Here is a 13,825-nt window from a genome sequence, read left to right as displayed (position 1 = left end):
CTTAGGATAAGGGTATGCGGGTGGCGACCTTTTCCCTGGTGGCCCGGGATCCCGAAACCGGGGATTTGGGCGTGGCCGTGGCCAGCAAGTTCCTGGCGGTGGGGGCGGTGGTGCCCTTCGCCCGGGCCGGGGTGGGGGTCCTCGCCACCCAGTCCTACGCCAACCCCCGCTTTGGGCCCCAGGGGCTAGCCTTGCTCGAGGCGGGGGCGAGCCCAGAAGGGGTCCTGGAGGCCTTCCGCCGCACCGACCCCCATCTGGGAAAGCGGCAGTTCGGCCTGGTGGCGGCCACGGGGGAAAGCCTCACCTTCACCGGAGGGGAGTGCCACCCTTGGGCCGGGGGGATCGCCGGGGAGGGCTTCGCCGCCCAGGGAAACCTCCTTGCGGGAAGGGAGGTGGTGGAGGCCATGGCGGAGGCCTTCCTCACCGCCAAGGCCCCTTTTCCCGAGCGCCTCCTCCTCGCCCTGAAGGCGGGGGAGGAGGCCGGGGGGGATAGGCGGGGAAAGCAGTCCGCTGCCCTCTTGGTGGTGGGGGAGGGGAAGGGGTACGGGGGGCTTTGGGACCGGTACATAGACCTCCGGGCCGACGACCACCTCGAGCCCATAGACGAGCTCTTCCGGCTCCTCTCCCTCCACCGCCTCCTCTTTGAGAGGCCCAAGGAGCGCCGCCCCCTCACCGAGGAAGAAGTGCGCTGGCTCCAGGGGGTCCTCCGGCGCCAGGGGCTTTACGCCGGGGAGGTCCACGGGGTCTTTGACGAGGCCACGGAGCGCGCCTTTCTCGCCCTGATCGGCATGGAGAACCTCGAGGAGCGCTACCAGGGCGGGCCGGAGGTGGACGAGGCCACCTTAAGCTACCTCAAGGGGAGGTACGGATGGAGCTAGGGGCCGGGGGCGTGGTCTTTAACGCCAAGCGGGAGGTCCTCCTCCTCCGGGACCGCATGGGCTTCTGGGTCTTCCCCAAGGGCCACCTGGAGCCGGGGGAGAGCCTGGAGGAGGCGGCGGCGCGGGAGGTTTGGGAGGAGGCGGGGGTCCGGGCCGAGGTCCTCCTGCCTCTCTACCCCACCCGCTACGTGAACCCCAGAGGGGTGGAGCGGGAGGTGCACTGGTTCCTCATGCGGGGGGAGGGGGCGCCCCGCCTGGAGGAGGGCATGACCGGGGCGGGGTGGTTTTCCCCCGAGGAGGCCCGGGCCCTCCTGGCCTTCCCCGAGGACCTGGGGCTTCTGGAGGTGGCCCTTGAGCGTCTACCGCTTTGAGGAGAAGGTTCCCAGGGTCCACCCCACGGCCTTCATCGCCCCTGGGGCCTACGTGGTGGGGGCGGTGGAGGTGGGGGAAGGAGCCTCCATCTGGTTCGGCGCCGTGGTCCGGGGGGACCTGGAAAGGGTGGTGGTGGGTCCCGGGGCCAACGTCCAGGACGGGGCCGTCCTCCACGCCGACCCCGGCTTTCCCTGCCTCCTCGGGCCCCAGGTCACCGTGGGCCACCGGGCGGTGGTCCACGGGGCGGTGGTGGAGGAAGGAGCCCTCATCGGCATGGGGGCGGTGGTGCTGAACGGGGCCCGCATCGGCAAAAACGCCGTGGTGGGGGCGGGGGCGGTGGTGCCGGCGGGGATGGAGGTCCCCGAGGGGATGCTGGCCCTAGGGGTGCCGGCCAAGGTGGTGCGCCCCGTGGACCCTCCGGGAAACGCTCCCCGTTACCGCGCCCTGGCCGAGCGCTACCGGAAAGCCCTTTTCCCTGCGGAACCTCCCAAGCGCTACCGCCTCACCCTAAGGGGCCAGGACGCCCTGAACCCCTTCAGCGAGGTGCACCTTCGCCTGAAGCGCACCAAGAAGGAGGCCCTGGAGGCCCTGAGGCGGGTTGCCCAGGGCTTTCCCCTGGGCCCGGAGGAGGCCTTGCCCCTTTTGCAGGAAGGGCTTGTTGTTCCGGAGTGAGCCCGGGGCCACATAGAAAGGGGAGCGCAGGGGGCATCATGGAGCGCAAGATGGTGGAGATAGAGGAAACCGGCCTGACCTTTGAGACCGAGCTGGATCTGGAGCGCCTTCAGGCCCTCTCCGCCGAGTGGCTCCAGGTCATCGGGGAAGACCCTGGACGGGAGGGCCTTTTGAAGACCCCGGAGCGGGTGGCCAAGGCCTGGGCCTTCCTCACCCGGGGCTACCGCCAGCGCCTCGAGGAGATCGTGAACGGGGCCGTCTTCCAGGCCGAGGGAAGCGAGATGGTGGTGGTGAAGGGCATAGAGTTCTACTCCATGTGCGAGCACCACCTGCTTCCCTTCTTCGGCCAGGTGCACATCGGCTACATCCCGGACGGCAAGATCCTGGGCCTCTCCAAGTTCGCCCGCATCGTGGACATGTTCGCCCGCAGGCTCCAGGTGCAAGAGCGCCTGGCGGTCCAGATCGCCGAGGCCATCCAGGAGGTCCTAAAGCCCCAGGGGGTGGGGGTGGTGGTGGAAGGGGTCCACCTCTGCATGATGATGCGGGGGGTGGAGAAGCAACACTCCCGCACCCTTACCAGCGCCATGCTGGGGGTTTTCCGGGAAAGCCAGAAGACCCGGGAGGAGTTCCTGAGCCACCTCAAGTGATTGGCGTGAATCCTTCGCCTAAGCCCAAGCGTGGTACCGGGCCCCCCATGCTGGCCCAAGCCAGCATGGGATGGTACGAAACCCCCCGCCTTGGGGGGGGGTTCGCCGTTACTCCGGGGTTTGCGGAGGTGCCGGCACCTCGCACCCCGGCACCGCCATCTGGGGGGCCACCTGCTGGACGGTGACCGGGATCTCCGCTTCCCCCACGCCCTCCACGTGCAGGTGGAGGGTGCCGCTTTGGGCCCCTTGGGGCACGCGGAACATGAGGGTGGCGGGGTTTTCCGCCCGGGTGATCTCGGGGCTTTCGGCGGGAAGACCGGGCTCCGGGGGAAAGAGGGCGTGGTTGACCCCCGTGTCCCAGTCGGCCTGGGTGCCAAAGGCATTGCCCTTGAGGGTCATCCAGTCCCCTGCCCGCACCGTGCACCCCGCCACCACGTCGGGCTGGACCGACTGGATGCGGAGGTTTCCCGTGGTCCGGATCCCTTGGGGCGCAGAGCAGGCGGCGAGGAGAACCAGGCTGAGCAAAAGGGTCCTTTGCATCTTTTCCTCCTTGGAGGCCCCCGGGCAGGGTAGGGCTGCCCGGGGGTTGGTCCTTACTCCGAGCAGTGTCCGGGGCCGATGAGGCCGTTATTGTACTGGTCCAGGGTGGCGGCGTAGGCCTTGGCCTGGTTAGCCAGGGTCTTGCTCAAGGTATCGCTGGGCTTGTAGGTCTGAAAGAACCCGTGCGCCCAAGCTAAGGCTGCGTCCACCTCCGGGGTGGAGGAGGCGCCTTTGAGGAGGTTCAGCTTGGCGGCGATGAACTGGTGGGCCAGGATGTAGTAGGCACTACCCCCCGAAGGAGAGGTCCAAAGGACCCGGTAGTAGCTTTGGCCAGAGAGGTAGAAGGGGGTGTTCTCGCCGATCTGGGCCCAGGTGGTGTCGTAGGGAGCGGGGCCATAGGAGGAGTGGGTCTTCCAGTAGCCTTGGGTGAGGGTACAGCCGCCCTGGCAGGGCACGGACACCGCCACCGTGGCGGAGGCGCTCCCCTGGGTGCGGGTGGTGTTCGTGGTGAAGGTGGCGGTGTTCTCCACCTGGTATTCCCCGCAAGTTTCAAAGCGTACCCAGCGCTCAAAGAAGTAGGTCCGGGAGATGGCTCCCTCCGGGGTGATGCCGCTGATGGCTTGGGTAGGGGTGGCCGAGGGGTCTTTCACGGTGACGTCCCCGTCCACCACCGTGGTGGGGGTGGTGAAGCTGAAGGCCTTCTCGGCCGAGGCAGTGTTGGGAAAGGTGGCGCCGTCGGTGCCCCAGGGAACGGCCACGGTGTTGGTCCTGCTTCGTCCATCGGGTAGGGCCTGGCTGTAGGTGCAGGCCAGGCTTGCCCCTTCGGGAAGCGTGTAGGGGAAGCTCACCCCGCAACTTAGGTTCACGCTTTCCCCCGTGGAAAGGGTGTCGGTGGGCGCCTGGAGCACCACGGTTCCGACCCCGGTGTTCTTGATGGTGACGGTACCTTCTACCTTGAAGTCCTTGTCCTGGGGAGTGCCCATCAGGTCTACCGCGTACCTCACCAGGTAGGACTGCCCCGGGGCGAGGAGGAGAGACCCCGTGGCCGGGTCGGTGACCCGCTTTTGGATGGTCCAGGTGTAGGCGCGGGTAAAGCTAGGGTTCGCCGTTTTCTCCACGGTGACCGCAGGGCCTGCGGCTACCTGCGGCTTCACCCCTTGGGGGCTTTGGGAGCAGGCCGCAAGGAGTCCGATGACCAAAAGAACGCCGTACCAATGCCGCATAAAATCCCTTCCTTTCCTGAATCAGTGGTTCGCGCTCTCCGGAGGGGAGCCCAGGTCCACTGAGCCCAAAGCCTCCCCGTCGGCCAGCACCAAAAGGGTGTGTTGACCGGGGCTTAGGGCTACCTCCCCGGTCCAGGTGTAGCCGTCCTCGCTATGAAGGGCGAAGGACCGGCCGTCTCCTTTCAGGGCCACTTCCCTGGCCCGGAAGCGCAGGGTGAGGTGCACCTTGGGACCCTCCAGGGTCTTGGGGGTATAAAGGGGGCCCGCCACCGTCTGGAGGAAAAGGGGGGTTTCCGCTGCCTCCTTTCCCCGGGCCCGTACGACGAGGGTGTGGAAGCCGGGGGAAAGGGGAAGGCGTAGGCGGGCGGTGTAGTAGTTTCCCCCTTGGGGCTTGAGGGGGACGGGCCCCGTGGGGAGGTCCAGCCAGACTTCCTGAGCTTCGCCCTGGACCAGGGCCTTTACCTCCACCTCGGCCCCGGCGATGGGGACGGAGGGGTCCAGGGTGGCCACCAGGCTCAGGTGCTCGGCGGTGTAGGTCACCTCCACCTCCCGCCGGGGCGGCGCCACCGCCACCCGCACGGGAGGAGGGGGTCCCTGGAGGCCCACCCGCACCTCCACCGCCTCCACCCCCCGGTACCCCTCGGGCAGGTAGCGGGCGTCGGGGTAGACCCGGTAGGTTCCGGCGAAAAGCCCGCTAAGGACGGCCTTCCCGTCTACGTCAGCCCGGGTGCACCGGGCTACGGGCCCTTGGACGCAGACCCCGGCATAGGCTAGTCCCTTCCCAACTTCTGCGTCCTCCACCGTCACCGCCAGGCTCGTGGCCGGGGCGAAGGGGAGGGGCTTGGTGATCTGGGCGTTGAGCTTGACCTCCAGGGCTTCTTCTCCCACCAGGGCCAGGGTGGCCGGGAGGTTGGGGAAGCGGAGCTGTCCCGGGCCCACGGGAGCCAGGAGGCGGTAACGCCCCTCGGCGTCGGTGAGCGCGCAGGAGTTCCCTAGGCACACCCGAAGGTCCGCCAAGGGGGCTTCCCCCGGGTCCTGGCGCCCGTTGAGGTTCTCGTCGCGGAAGGCCACGCCCCCCACATCCCCCCCTTTGCGCCCGCCGAAGAGGTCCACCACCTCTTTGGGGGTGGTGAAGGTGAGGGCCTGGGCGTAGGCCAGGGTGAGGCCAAAGTCGTGGCGGGCCTCCCCTCCTTGGAGGATGAGGGTGTAGCCGGCTCCCAGGGCCAGGCCTGGTTCCAGGAAGTTCCTTTGGTACAGGGAGAAGCCAAGCCGCTGGTTGGCTTCCCCCTCCTGGCGGTACTCGTAGAAGAGGCGGCTTTGCAGGTTACCCGGCCAAAGCTGGCTCCAGGCTGCGCCGTAGAGGGTGAGGTCCTTATCCGTGCCCTGCCTGGCGAGGTACCGACCCTCGAGGCTTCCCCCCGGGAGGGCGTAGCGCAGGAGAAGGCTGGCCTCTAAGAGGGGCGTGGCCTGGTTGATGTAGCGCAGAAGGCCGGAGAGGCTCAGGTCGGAGGTGCCCAGGGAGAAGCTCCCCTGGTAGCTCTGGTTTTCCAGGGCTTCCCCGGAAAGGGCCCGCTGGAAGCCGTAGCCAAGTCCCAGGCTACCCGAGTAGACCCCGGGTTCCCCAAAGCTGAGGCTGAGGCTTGGGGCCAGGCCGAACCCCCGGTTTTCCCCTTGCTGGCGGTAGCTTCCTGTGAGGCTGAAAAAGGCCCCGGCCAGGGGCTGGTAGTAAAGGGTGAGCTGGTTCTGCCAAAGCCCCCCCGGAGAGCCCAGCTGTAGGCTGGTGCTTCCCCGGAGCCCCAGGGGGTAGAGGTTGCGGGTGCCTCCCGCCAGGCCCAGGGCGTGGAGGCCCGAAAGGGGTACGCCGCTATAGCTTTGCACCAGCTCTAGCTCCTGCGTCTGCCAGGTAAGGCTCTGGCTCAGGCCAAAGGAAAGAAGGTAGCCTCCCACCGCCTGGCCCGTGAGGTCGGTGCCCAGGCCCAGGCTTAGGCCCGCCTCCAGGGGCAGGCGGTAGCGGAGGCTGAGGGCGTCTTGCCGGCCGCCCGGCGTGGCCTGGGTGCTCAGGCTTCCCTGAAGGTCCAGGCCCCTGTCCAAGCTCACCCCGCTGGCCCGCAGGCCCAGGGCCTGGGGCTGGTAGCTTCCCTCAAGGCCCAGGCGTACGCTTTGCAAGCGGAGGTTTCCCGCCAGGCTTAACCCCCCCGCGCTTCCCTGGGCCCGGGCCTCAAAACCCTCCCCCTTGAGGCTGAGGGTGAGGCTTTGGGGAAGGCGCAAGGGGTCTTGCAGGTCCCCGCTTAGGGGGCTTGGGGCCAGGGTGGCGCTCACGTAGTCGGAGAGAGCTCCGGTGAGGTTGGTGGTCACCTGGTAGCCCAGCTGGCCTTGGACCTGCCCTCCCGTGAGGCTTCCCCCCAGGCTTAGGGCCAGGCCGAGGCCAAGGGTAAGCTCAGGGTCCTTGCCCCGGCCCTGGCCCAGGAGGGGGTCCTTGAAGAGGACGATGATCCCCGCTTCCTTCCGGGCCCCGGCCTCCCCTTTGGGGGTGGCCCGGAGCTTGAGGTAGAAACGGTAGCCCGCCGAGATCTGGCCCTCGGGGTTTACCAGGACCCGCACCACCCCCGTTTCCCCCGGGGCCAGGCTGAGGCTTGCCGGGGTGAGGAAGATCTGGGCCATGGCCGCCTGGGCCTCCAAGAGTACCTCTTCCCGCTGGTTGGAGCGGTTGGTGACGTAAGCGGGGAATTCGAAGGGGCCGCCCAGCTCGGCCTCGAGGCCGTTGGGGGCCGAGAGGGCGATCTCCGTGCGAGGGAGCACGCGAAGCTCCACCTCGGCCTGGGCCACCTCCTTTCCCTCCTGGTAGGCCACCACCCTGGCCAGACCCCGGGTGCCGGCGGGCAGAGGGGGCACCCTAAGGGTGAAGCTCAGGACCTCCGGCCCTTCCTCCAGCACCGCCACCCGCTCGGTGGAAAGGGCCTGCCAGCCCTCCGGGGGCGTTAGGAGGAAGCGCACGCTTCCCTTTCCCTCCGCCCTTAGGCTCAGGGTGAGGTACTCCCCCGGGGCGCCCGCCAGGCCCGGGGCGGGCAGGAAGCGGACCTGGGCCAGGGCCAGGCCCAGAAGGAGGGAAAGGGCGAGGAGGCGCATCTTAAGGCTGCCTCAAGGCGGTGACCAAAGCCTGGACCACGTAACTTCCGGCCCGCTCGTTGCCGAGAAGCTCTAAGGCGAACTCCAGGCGGATCTCCAGCCAGTCCCCCGTGGGACCGGCTTGGGTGTAGAGGATCTGGGGGGTGCCGTCGGCCCGAAGCCAAAGCCCCCCGTTGACCCGGTAAAGCACCTGCCTTGCGGGCAAAAGGACCTCTCCGTTGGGATCCCGGAGGTCGGGGATCTGGAGGAGGAGACTCCATACCCCGGGGGCGTTGGAGTAGACCTGCACCGGGAGGATGCCGCCCTCGAGGTTGCTGGCGGGGTAGGTGGCGGGGAAGGCCTTGGGGGGGTAGTCCTTAAGCTCAAAGGCGATCTGGGTGGTGGGGGTGCGGATGGCGATGGTTTCCGGGATCAGGGTCTGCACGATCCAGGTGGCCTGGGCCACGGCGGGGGCTAGCCAAAGAAGGAGGCCAGCCAAAAGGGCTCTCATGGGGTTCCTCCTTTCTCCCCTTCTTGGGGAGGGGCGGGCGGGGCGGCCAAGGGGACGCGCAGGGCGAAGGGCAGGTCCGCCGCCACGTCCTTGTTGGGGTCGCCGTAGTTGAGGACGGCCAAGGCGGTGTAGTTCCCCGCGGGCAAAGGCCCCACCAGGGAGACGGGCAGAACCCGCACCTGCCCCGGGAGGACCACCACCTCCTCCACCTCCACCTGGGCCACCTTCCGCCCCGAAGCGTCCCGCACCTCAAAGCGCCCCGAGAGCTTCTGGGCGGTGTTGCCGGTGTTTTGGTACTGCAGGGCGAAGCGGAAGGGGTCTTCCGGCCTTTGGGGGGCGCTGGGCACGATGCCGGTGATGCGCCCCGAGGTCTTTAGGGGCGGCACGTTCACGTAGAAGACGTGGGCCATGCGCACCCTAAAGGTGGCCAGGGGTACCCCGGGCGGGGGGTTGGGGTCCTCGGACTCCAAAAAGAGAATCCCCCAGTGGGTGCCGGGGGCGGCTTCCTTGGGCACGGTGAGGGTGTAGGTAAGGGGACGGGAGGCCTTGGCCTCCAGCAAAAACTCCGCCGGGGCGAAGGTGGTCCAGGGGCTCGCACTCTCCTTGAGGGCGCCTAACGGCAGGAACTGAATCTTCCCCATGGGGTCGTAGGTCCAGTCCCCCAGGCTTACCCGGACCCGCACCGGCCGGGTGCCCACGTTGTAGACCACGAGGGTCTGGGTGAGGCTTTCCCCCGGCTTGGTCTCCTTGAGGAGGACGGGGGGCTCCACCCCCAGGGTGCTTTGGGCCAGGGCGCTTAGGGCGAGGGTGAGGAAAAGGGGAAGGGCTCGCTTCATGGTTCTCCCAAAGGGGAAGCCTGGCCCATAGGGGCCAGGCTCCAAGCCCGCTACCAGGCGGTGGTGGCGAGGGTGTAGGTCAGGTTGGCGGTGCTCTTCCCCCAGAGGTCGCTGTTGACCTTGACGGCCACCACCACCAGGTCATCCAGCCAGCTCTTGTAGCCGCACCGCTCGGGGTTGTTGCCGGAGCGGGTGCCCGTGGGCCCGGCCTGCAGGTTCCGGGGCACGAGCTCCAGGGTGGCCCCGTTGGGAAGCTCGTAGAGGCCCGTGGCCGCCCCAAAGGTGTCGCAGGGGTTGTCCTGGATGTAGAGGTGCTGGATGCCCTGGGCGTCCTGGGGGTCGTTGCGGTTCACGGTCAGGTGCCACTGCTTGCCGTTGGAGAACTTCTGCAGGATGAAGGTGCGGTAGCAGACGAAGTAGTTCTTGCTTCCCGGGACCAGCTCCCCGTTCTTGTCCAGCTTGATGGGCGGGTAGGCGGTCACGGCCCCGCCGCCGTTGATGGCGATGTTGGGCCAGGTGGCCGTGCTGTAGCTGGTACCCAAGGGGAGGGTCTGCACTTGGTTGTAGAAGTTGTTCCCCAGCTGGGTTTGCACGTCTTGGTCCCTGAGCCCGTAGACGCAGACCATCTTCCCTCCGAAGTCCGGCGTGGAGTTGGGCCACTGGGCCCCGTCCAGCCCCGTGAGGTCAAAGGTGAGGGTGGTCACGTCCAGGTGAAGGGCCGTGGCCTTGGGAAGGATGAGCTCAATGGTCTGGTTCACCGCCGCCGAGTCCTGCCCCTTGGCGTAGGCGTCGGGGCCGTTGCCCTGGGTGGGGGAGACCGTGGGCGCCTGGGCCAGAGCCAAGGGCGTCAATGCCAATACCGCTGCCAGAATGCCTTTACGCATAATGCCCTCCTAATCCGCCCTTAAGGAAGTGGTGGCTTCCTGAGGACGTCCTCACGGTACCCTTAAGGTCGTTACGGGGGCGTTACCTTTAGAGGAGCCTTTCTTAGGCCCAAGCCTTCCCCATGTGGTAGCCTAGGGACAAGGAAGGTAACTCCTTGTCACGCTCTTTTAACGTTCCCCTTCACGCCCTGCCCCTTTTCGGCAGGCCCCGCCTCCTTCGCCAGGGGAGGGAGGTGCGCCTGCCTAGGAAGGGCCTGGCCCTCCTCTACTTCCTGGCCCTGGAGGGCCCCACCACCCGCGCCCACCTGGCGGAACTCCTTTATGGGCATGGGGCCAGCCTGCAGAACCTCCGGGTGGAGGTCCACCGCCTGAAGGAAGCCTTAGGGTGGGAGGTCTTCCCCAAGGGGCAGGACCCCTTGGCTCTCCCGGATTGGGTCCGCCTCGAGGCCCAAGGGGAGGGGGAAGTCCTGGAGGGCCTGGAGGAGGTGGGGGAACTTCAGGACTGGGTGCTGGGGGTGCGGGAGCGCTACCGGGTTTCGCCGGAGGCCCTGGGGCGGGAGCGGCTTCTGGAAACCCTTTCCGCTCTGCGCCCACCCTTTCTCCTGGTGCTCAAGGGGCGGCTCGGGGGTGGCCAGCGGGCCTTCGCCCGGGCCTTGGCGGGGGTGCTGGGCCTGGCCTTTCACGAGACCCTCCGACCGGAGGGCCTGGTCTACCTGGCCCCCCCTTATCCCCAGGTGCCTGTGAGGGAGCTTTTGCGTTCCCGGGCCTTCCTGGTCCTGCGTCTGGACCCCGGGGAGGAGCCCCGGTTCTTCCTAGAGCTTCGGGCCCAGTACCCCGCCGACCGGGTCCGGGTGCTGGACCTGCCTCCCCTTACCTGGCTCGAGGCCAGAAGGGGCCTGCTGGCCAGCGTGGCCTTTCCGGAGGCGGCCCAAGCCTATTTCCTCGCCGGGGGCCAGCCGGAGTGGATCCCTGACTGGCAAGCCTGCCCCAAGGACCCCAAGCGCCCCTTAGCCCAGCTTCGCCTGCAAACCCGCCTGCTTAGCGAGCCCGCTCGGCTTGCTCTGGAGCGGCTTTCCGTGGCCTCAGGTCCCATACCCGAGGAGGTCTTGGACGCCCTCGGGGTCCTCCCCCACCTGGACGAGCTGGAGCGGAAGGGGTGGCTGGCTTACCGGGAGGGGTACCGCTTCAGCAAGGAGGCGGAAAGAAGGCTGCTTTACGCTACCCTGGCCCCGGGGCAGCGGTACGAGCTCCACGAGCGGGCGGCCACCGCCTTGGCCTTTTCGGGCCGTCCCCGGGAAGAGGCCCTGCACCGCCTGGCCCTGGGGGAGGAGGTGGGGTCCATACTCTCCCTTCCTCTGCGCGAGGCCCTGCAAGGGGAGGGTCCAAAAAGGGTCCCCTTGGGATTGGGCCGGGAACGGGTGTTGCTTCCTCGGGTCCAGGAAGGCCTTCTGCCCCTGGGAAAAGGCTTTGCCCTGGCGCTTTTGGAGCCCGGAGAGGAGGCCTTCCTAGCGCTGGAGCCTGGGGAAGAGGCCCTGCTTCTGGAGGCTGGGGGAGAGGCCTACAGCCCCCAGGACGCCCTAGGGCTCTTCCTGGAGGTGCGCACCTTGAAAAGAAGGGCTTGCGTGAGGCTGGAGAAGACCTTTCTTCACCGCTACCTCCTGCCCCAGGGCCCCTTCAGCCTGCGCTTCTTTGGCCTGGGGGTGGCGGAGTTCACCCTTAAGGGCTTTCTCCCCCGCCCCGGGTCGGAGGAGGCCTTGGACCTAACGCCGGAAGAGATGGAGGAGGAGGGAAAGGAGTAGGGAAAGGAGGAGGGACGAGGTAAGGGGAAGGTACACCTTGAGGCCTTCCCGCTCTATGCGGATGTCCCCCGGCAGGTGGCCGAACCAGGTGAAGAGTTTGGGGAAGTAGAGGAGCAAGATCCCCAGGAGGAGCAGGAAAAGCCCGGCGTAGACCAGGACCTTACCCACCTCCATCCTTCACCTCCAAGAAGGCCGTGAGGGCGGCCCCCAGAAGCCCCGCTTCGGCCCCCAGCAGGGCCTTGCGCAAGGGCGGGGCCTCCCAGCCCTGGAGGTAGTGGCGGTAGGCGGCCTCCAGGGCTTCCCAGTAGCCCTCGGGGGCGTTCAGGGCGATGCCCCCGCCCACCACCACCACCCCGGGGTCAAAGGCCTTCACCAGGCTGGCGAGGCCTATCCCCACGTAGCGGGCGGCTTGCAGGAGGAGACGCCGGGCCTTGGGGTCCCCCTCTTGGAAGAGGCGGAAGAGCTCCCGGGTGTCCACAAGGCGGTGGTAGGCGTAGGCGGCTTCCCGCTCCAGGGCGCGGCCCGCGGCCAGGGCCTCGAGGCAGCCTTCCAGCCCGCACCCGCAAGCGGGCCCCCCGGGAAGGAGGGTCATGTGGCCGAGCTCACCTCCCTGGCCCCTTTCCCCCCGGAGCACCCGCCCTCCCAGGACCACGCCCCCCCCGATGCCGGTGGAGACCGTGAGGTAGAGGGAGCTCTCCTCTCCCTTCCCCGCCCCCAGGTGGTGCTCGGCCAGGGCGGCGGCGTTGGCGTCGTTTTCCAGGAAGACGGGCCGCCCCGTGGCCTCCTCCAGAAGGCGGCGGATGGGGAAGTCCTTCAGCCCCGGGATGTTGGGGGTGAAGCGGATGACCCCTTCCCGGAAGTCCAAGGGCCCCGGGGTGCCAAGGCCCAGGGCCTCCGCCCGCACCCCCGCCTTCTCCTCCGCTTTTTGCGCCGCTTCCGCCAGGGCCCGCACCACCTCCATCCCGCCCTCCTTGGGGGTGGGGAGGACCACCTCCGAAAGGAGCCTCTCCCCGTCAAAGGCGCCGGCGGCGATCTTGGTGCCCCCCAGGTCCAGGCCCACCACGGTCATGGGGCTTCCTCCCGCAAAAGGGCCTCGGCCTCGCCCCAAAGGGCCTGGGGCACGAAGAGGGCCACGTCCCCCATGTAGGTGCCCAAGGCGGCCTCGGGGAGGCCGGCAAAGGGGGTTTCCAAGAGCACGGGGATGCCCTTGGCCTCCAGGCGGGCCCGGATCCCTTCGGCCACGGGCCTGGGGGCGGTGAGGAGCTTAAGGTAGGGGGTTCCGGCCACTAGGCGGCGTTCCATAAGGCCTCCACCAGAAGGGCGTACTCCCTCCCTGCGGCCTCCACCTCGGCCAGGGGAATGTGCTCCTTGGGGGTGTGGGCTAGGGCGGGGTCCCCGGGGCCAAAGCCCAGCACCGGGGCCTTGGCCCCCAGGTAGGGGGCGTCGGTGGTGAAGGGCCAAAGGCCCGCCTCCTCCTGCCCCAGGGCCCCAAGGGCCGCCTGAAGGAGGGGGTGGTCCGCGGGGAGGCGGTAGGGGGGCCAGAGGGCGGGGAGGGTCATCCGCACCTCCCCCGAGGCCCGCTCCTCCTCGGGCACGTAGACCGAGGCCCGCCCCAGGGTGCGCAAAGCGGCGAGAAGCCCGTCTAAGTCGGCCTCCGGCTCGTAGCGGGCGTCCAGGTAGAGCCGCACCACCCCGGGGGTCTGGTTCCTGGCCCCGGGGTAGGTGTCCACCCGGGTGGGGGTGAGCTTCACCCCTTGGGGGAGGGGAAGCTCCCTTAGGGCCAGGAGGTATTCCGCCAGGTCAAAGAGGGGGTTTTCCGGCCCTGCGAGGGCGGCGTGGGCCTCTTCCCCCTCGAAGTCCGCCCACACCTCCGCCCGGCCCCTGTGCCCCCGCATGAGCCTCCGCCTCGAGGGCTCCCCCAGGACGAAGGCCAAGGGGGCAAGCCTCCCCGCGGCGTAGCGGCTTCCCAGGCCCCCCACCTCCTCCTGCACCACGGCCAAAAAGCGCACCCGCCCCTTCAAGGGTTTCTTGGAAAGGGCTTCCAGGGCCAGGAGCATGGCCACCAGGGGGCCTTTCATGTCCACCGCCCCCCGGCCCCAGAGGGCCCCCTCGGCCACGGCCCCCTGGGGGTAGGGCCAGCGGGCGGGGTCGCCTGTGGGCACCACGTCCAGGTGCCCGGTGAGGACCACCTCGGGCTCCTTTTCGCCCAGGAGGGCCTCCACGTTGCCTGCCTCGTCCAGGCCGGCCTCGAGGCCCATCCCCTTGAGGGCTTCCAAGAGGAGGGCCGCCGCCTCCCCTTCCTGCCCGGGAAGGCTTTCCGCCTGGAGGAGGCGGGAGAGGAGCCTGACCCAGTCCACG

At 68.4% G+C, this 13,825-nt stretch carries 15 protein-coding genes; 5 read left to right on the top strand and 10 right to left on the bottom strand.

From position 1 onward, the window contains the following. Positions 1-14 precede the first annotated feature (14 nt). Genes ACY5J6_RS11795 through folE form a run of 4 tightly spaced genes read left to right on the top strand, consistent with a single transcriptional unit; the run spans position 15 to position 2,569 of the window. Positions 15-878 (top strand): DUF1028 domain-containing protein, encoded by an 864-nt coding sequence (locus ACY5J6_RS11795; protein WP_462845326.1) that lies wholly within the window; start codon positions 15-17, stop codon positions 876-878. Continuing rightward, positions 869-1,249: an NUDIX hydrolase gene (locus ACY5J6_RS11790; protein ID WP_462845325.1), complete on the top strand. Its 381-nt coding sequence runs from the start codon at positions 869-871 to the stop codon at positions 1,247-1,249. The genes ACY5J6_RS11795 and ACY5J6_RS11790 overlap by 10 nt, the downstream gene beginning before the upstream one ends. Continuing rightward, positions 1,230-1,922 (top strand): gamma carbonic anhydrase family protein, encoded by a 693-nt coding sequence (locus tag ACY5J6_RS11785; RefSeq protein WP_462845324.1) that lies wholly within the window; start codon positions 1,230-1,232, stop codon positions 1,920-1,922. Before ACY5J6_RS11790 ends, ACY5J6_RS11785 begins: the two co-directional genes overlap by 20 nt. Before the next feature lie 38 nt (positions 1,923-1,960). After that, positions 1,961-2,569, top strand: a complete 609-nt coding sequence (folE, locus tag ACY5J6_RS11780; RefSeq protein WP_054638682.1) for a GTP cyclohydrolase I FolE — start codon at positions 1,961-1,963, stop codon at positions 2,567-2,569. 108 nt (positions 2,570-2,677) lie between these two features. Here the strand turns inward: folE and ACY5J6_RS11775 are convergent, their stop codons facing one another. The 6 genes from ACY5J6_RS11775 to ACY5J6_RS11750 are packed head-to-tail and all read right to left on the bottom strand — an operon-like array spanning position 2,678 to position 9,668. Continuing rightward, on the bottom strand, positions 2,678-3,109 hold the full coding sequence (locus ACY5J6_RS11775) for a hypothetical protein (RefSeq protein ID WP_462845323.1): 432 nt from the start codon (positions 3,107-3,109) through the stop codon (positions 2,678-2,680). Between the two features lie 53 nt (positions 3,110-3,162). Beyond that, on the bottom strand, positions 3,163-4,332 hold the full coding sequence (locus ACY5J6_RS11770) for a hypothetical protein (protein WP_462845322.1): 1,170 nt from the start codon (positions 4,330-4,332) through the stop codon (positions 3,163-3,165). Positions 4,333-4,353: 21 nt separating this feature from the next. Next, positions 4,354-7,458, bottom strand: coding sequence for a hypothetical protein (locus tag ACY5J6_RS11765; protein ID WP_462845321.1), 3,105 nt, complete (start codon positions 7,456-7,458; stop codon positions 4,354-4,356). 1 nt (position 7,459) lies between these two features. Beyond that, on the bottom strand, positions 7,460-7,948 hold the full coding sequence (locus tag ACY5J6_RS11760) for a hypothetical protein (protein WP_462845320.1): 489 nt from the start codon (positions 7,946-7,948) through the stop codon (positions 7,460-7,462). Then, positions 7,945-8,784 carry a hypothetical protein gene (locus ACY5J6_RS11755; RefSeq protein WP_462845319.1) on the bottom strand — a complete coding sequence of 280 codons (840 nt, stop codon included), beginning with the start codon at positions 8,782-8,784 and terminating at the stop codon, positions 7,945-7,947. Before ACY5J6_RS11755 ends, ACY5J6_RS11760 begins: the two co-directional genes overlap by 4 nt. A gap of 50 nt (positions 8,785-8,834) precedes the next feature. After that, complete coding sequence (locus tag ACY5J6_RS11750; RefSeq protein ID WP_462845318.1) at positions 8,835-9,668, bottom strand: hypothetical protein; 834 nt, start codon at positions 9,666-9,668, stop codon at positions 8,835-8,837. A gap of 155 nt (positions 9,669-9,823) precedes the next feature. Here ACY5J6_RS11750 and ACY5J6_RS11745 point away from each other — a divergent pair, with 155 nt between their 5' ends. After that, positions 9,824-11,467 (top strand): hypothetical protein, encoded by a 1,644-nt coding sequence (locus tag ACY5J6_RS11745; protein WP_462845317.1) that lies wholly within the window; start codon positions 9,824-9,826, stop codon positions 11,465-11,467. Here the strand turns inward: ACY5J6_RS11745 and ACY5J6_RS11740 are convergent. From ACY5J6_RS11740 to ACY5J6_RS11725, 4 genes are read right to left on the bottom strand one after another with little or no spacing between them, the layout of a single operon-like run. Continuing rightward, positions 11,429-11,641 carry a DUF2905 family protein gene (locus tag ACY5J6_RS11740; protein WP_462845316.1) on the bottom strand — a complete coding sequence of 71 codons (213 nt, stop codon included), beginning with the start codon at positions 11,639-11,641 and terminating at the stop codon, positions 11,429-11,431. The genes ACY5J6_RS11745 and ACY5J6_RS11740 overlap by 39 nt on opposite strands. Then, positions 11,628-12,536, bottom strand: a complete 909-nt coding sequence (locus tag ACY5J6_RS11735) for a glucokinase (protein WP_462845315.1) — start codon at positions 12,534-12,536, stop codon at positions 11,628-11,630. The genes ACY5J6_RS11740 and ACY5J6_RS11735 overlap by 14 nt, the downstream gene beginning before the upstream one ends. Continuing rightward, positions 12,533-12,769 (bottom strand): putative signal transducing protein, encoded by a 237-nt coding sequence (locus ACY5J6_RS11730; RefSeq protein ID WP_462845314.1) that lies wholly within the window; start codon positions 12,767-12,769, stop codon positions 12,533-12,535. Before ACY5J6_RS11730 ends, ACY5J6_RS11735 begins: the two co-directional genes overlap by 4 nt. Beyond that, a complete protein-coding gene (locus ACY5J6_RS11725) occupies positions 12,754-13,824 on the bottom strand; it encodes a M20 family metallopeptidase (protein WP_462845313.1) in 1,071 nt (356 codons plus the stop codon). Before ACY5J6_RS11725 ends, ACY5J6_RS11730 begins: the two co-directional genes overlap by 16 nt. Position 13,825: the final 1 nt, after the last annotated feature.

This window comes from Thermus sp. H19.2 (genome assembly GCF_054979525.1).
The sequence above is the reverse complement of the archived record's forward strand: the minus strand, read 5'-3'. Positions and strand labels throughout refer to the sequence as shown.

Excerpts from the sequence above, each read along its gene's own strand:
- ACY5J6_RS11795 (WP_462845326.1), top strand. The coding sequence starts at position 15 with ATGCGGGTGGCGACCTTTTCCCTGGTGGCCCGGGATCCCGAAACCGGG.
- ACY5J6_RS11790 (WP_462845325.1), top strand. The coding sequence starts at position 869 with ATGGAGCTAGGGGCCGGGGGCGTGGTCTTTAACGCCAAGCGGGAGGTC.
- folE (WP_054638682.1), top strand. The coding sequence starts at position 1,961 with ATGGAGCGCAAGATGGTGGAGATAGAGGAAACCGGCCTGACCTTTGAG.
- ACY5J6_RS11775 (WP_462845323.1), bottom strand. The coding sequence starts at position 3,109 with ATGCAAAGGACCCTTTTGCTCAGCCTGGTTCTCCTCGCCGCCTGCTCT.
- ACY5J6_RS11770 (WP_462845322.1), bottom strand. The coding sequence starts at position 4,332 with ATGCGGCATTGGTACGGCGTTCTTTTGGTCATCGGACTCCTTGCGGCC.
- ACY5J6_RS11765 (WP_462845321.1), bottom strand. The coding sequence starts at position 7,458 with ATGCGCCTCCTCGCCCTTTCCCTCCTTCTGGGCCTGGCCCTGGCCCAG.
- ACY5J6_RS11760 (WP_462845320.1), bottom strand. The coding sequence starts at position 7,948 with ATGAGAGCCCTTTTGGCTGGCCTCCTTCTTTGGCTAGCCCCCGCCGTG.
- ACY5J6_RS11755 (WP_462845319.1), bottom strand. The coding sequence starts at position 8,784 with ATGAAGCGAGCCCTTCCCCTTTTCCTCACCCTCGCCCTAAGCGCCCTG.
- ACY5J6_RS11750 (WP_462845318.1), bottom strand. The coding sequence starts at position 9,668 with ATGCGTAAAGGCATTCTGGCAGCGGTATTGGCATTGACGCCCTTGGCT.
- ACY5J6_RS11740 (WP_462845316.1), bottom strand. The coding sequence starts at position 11,641 with ATGGAGGTGGGTAAGGTCCTGGTCTACGCCGGGCTTTTCCTGCTCCTC.
- ACY5J6_RS11735 (WP_462845315.1), bottom strand. The coding sequence starts at position 12,536 with ATGACCGTGGTGGGCCTGGACCTGGGGGGCACCAAGATCGCCGCCGGC.
- ACY5J6_RS11730 (WP_462845314.1), bottom strand. The coding sequence starts at position 12,769 with ATGGAACGCCGCCTAGTGGCCGGAACCCCCTACCTTAAGCTCCTCACC.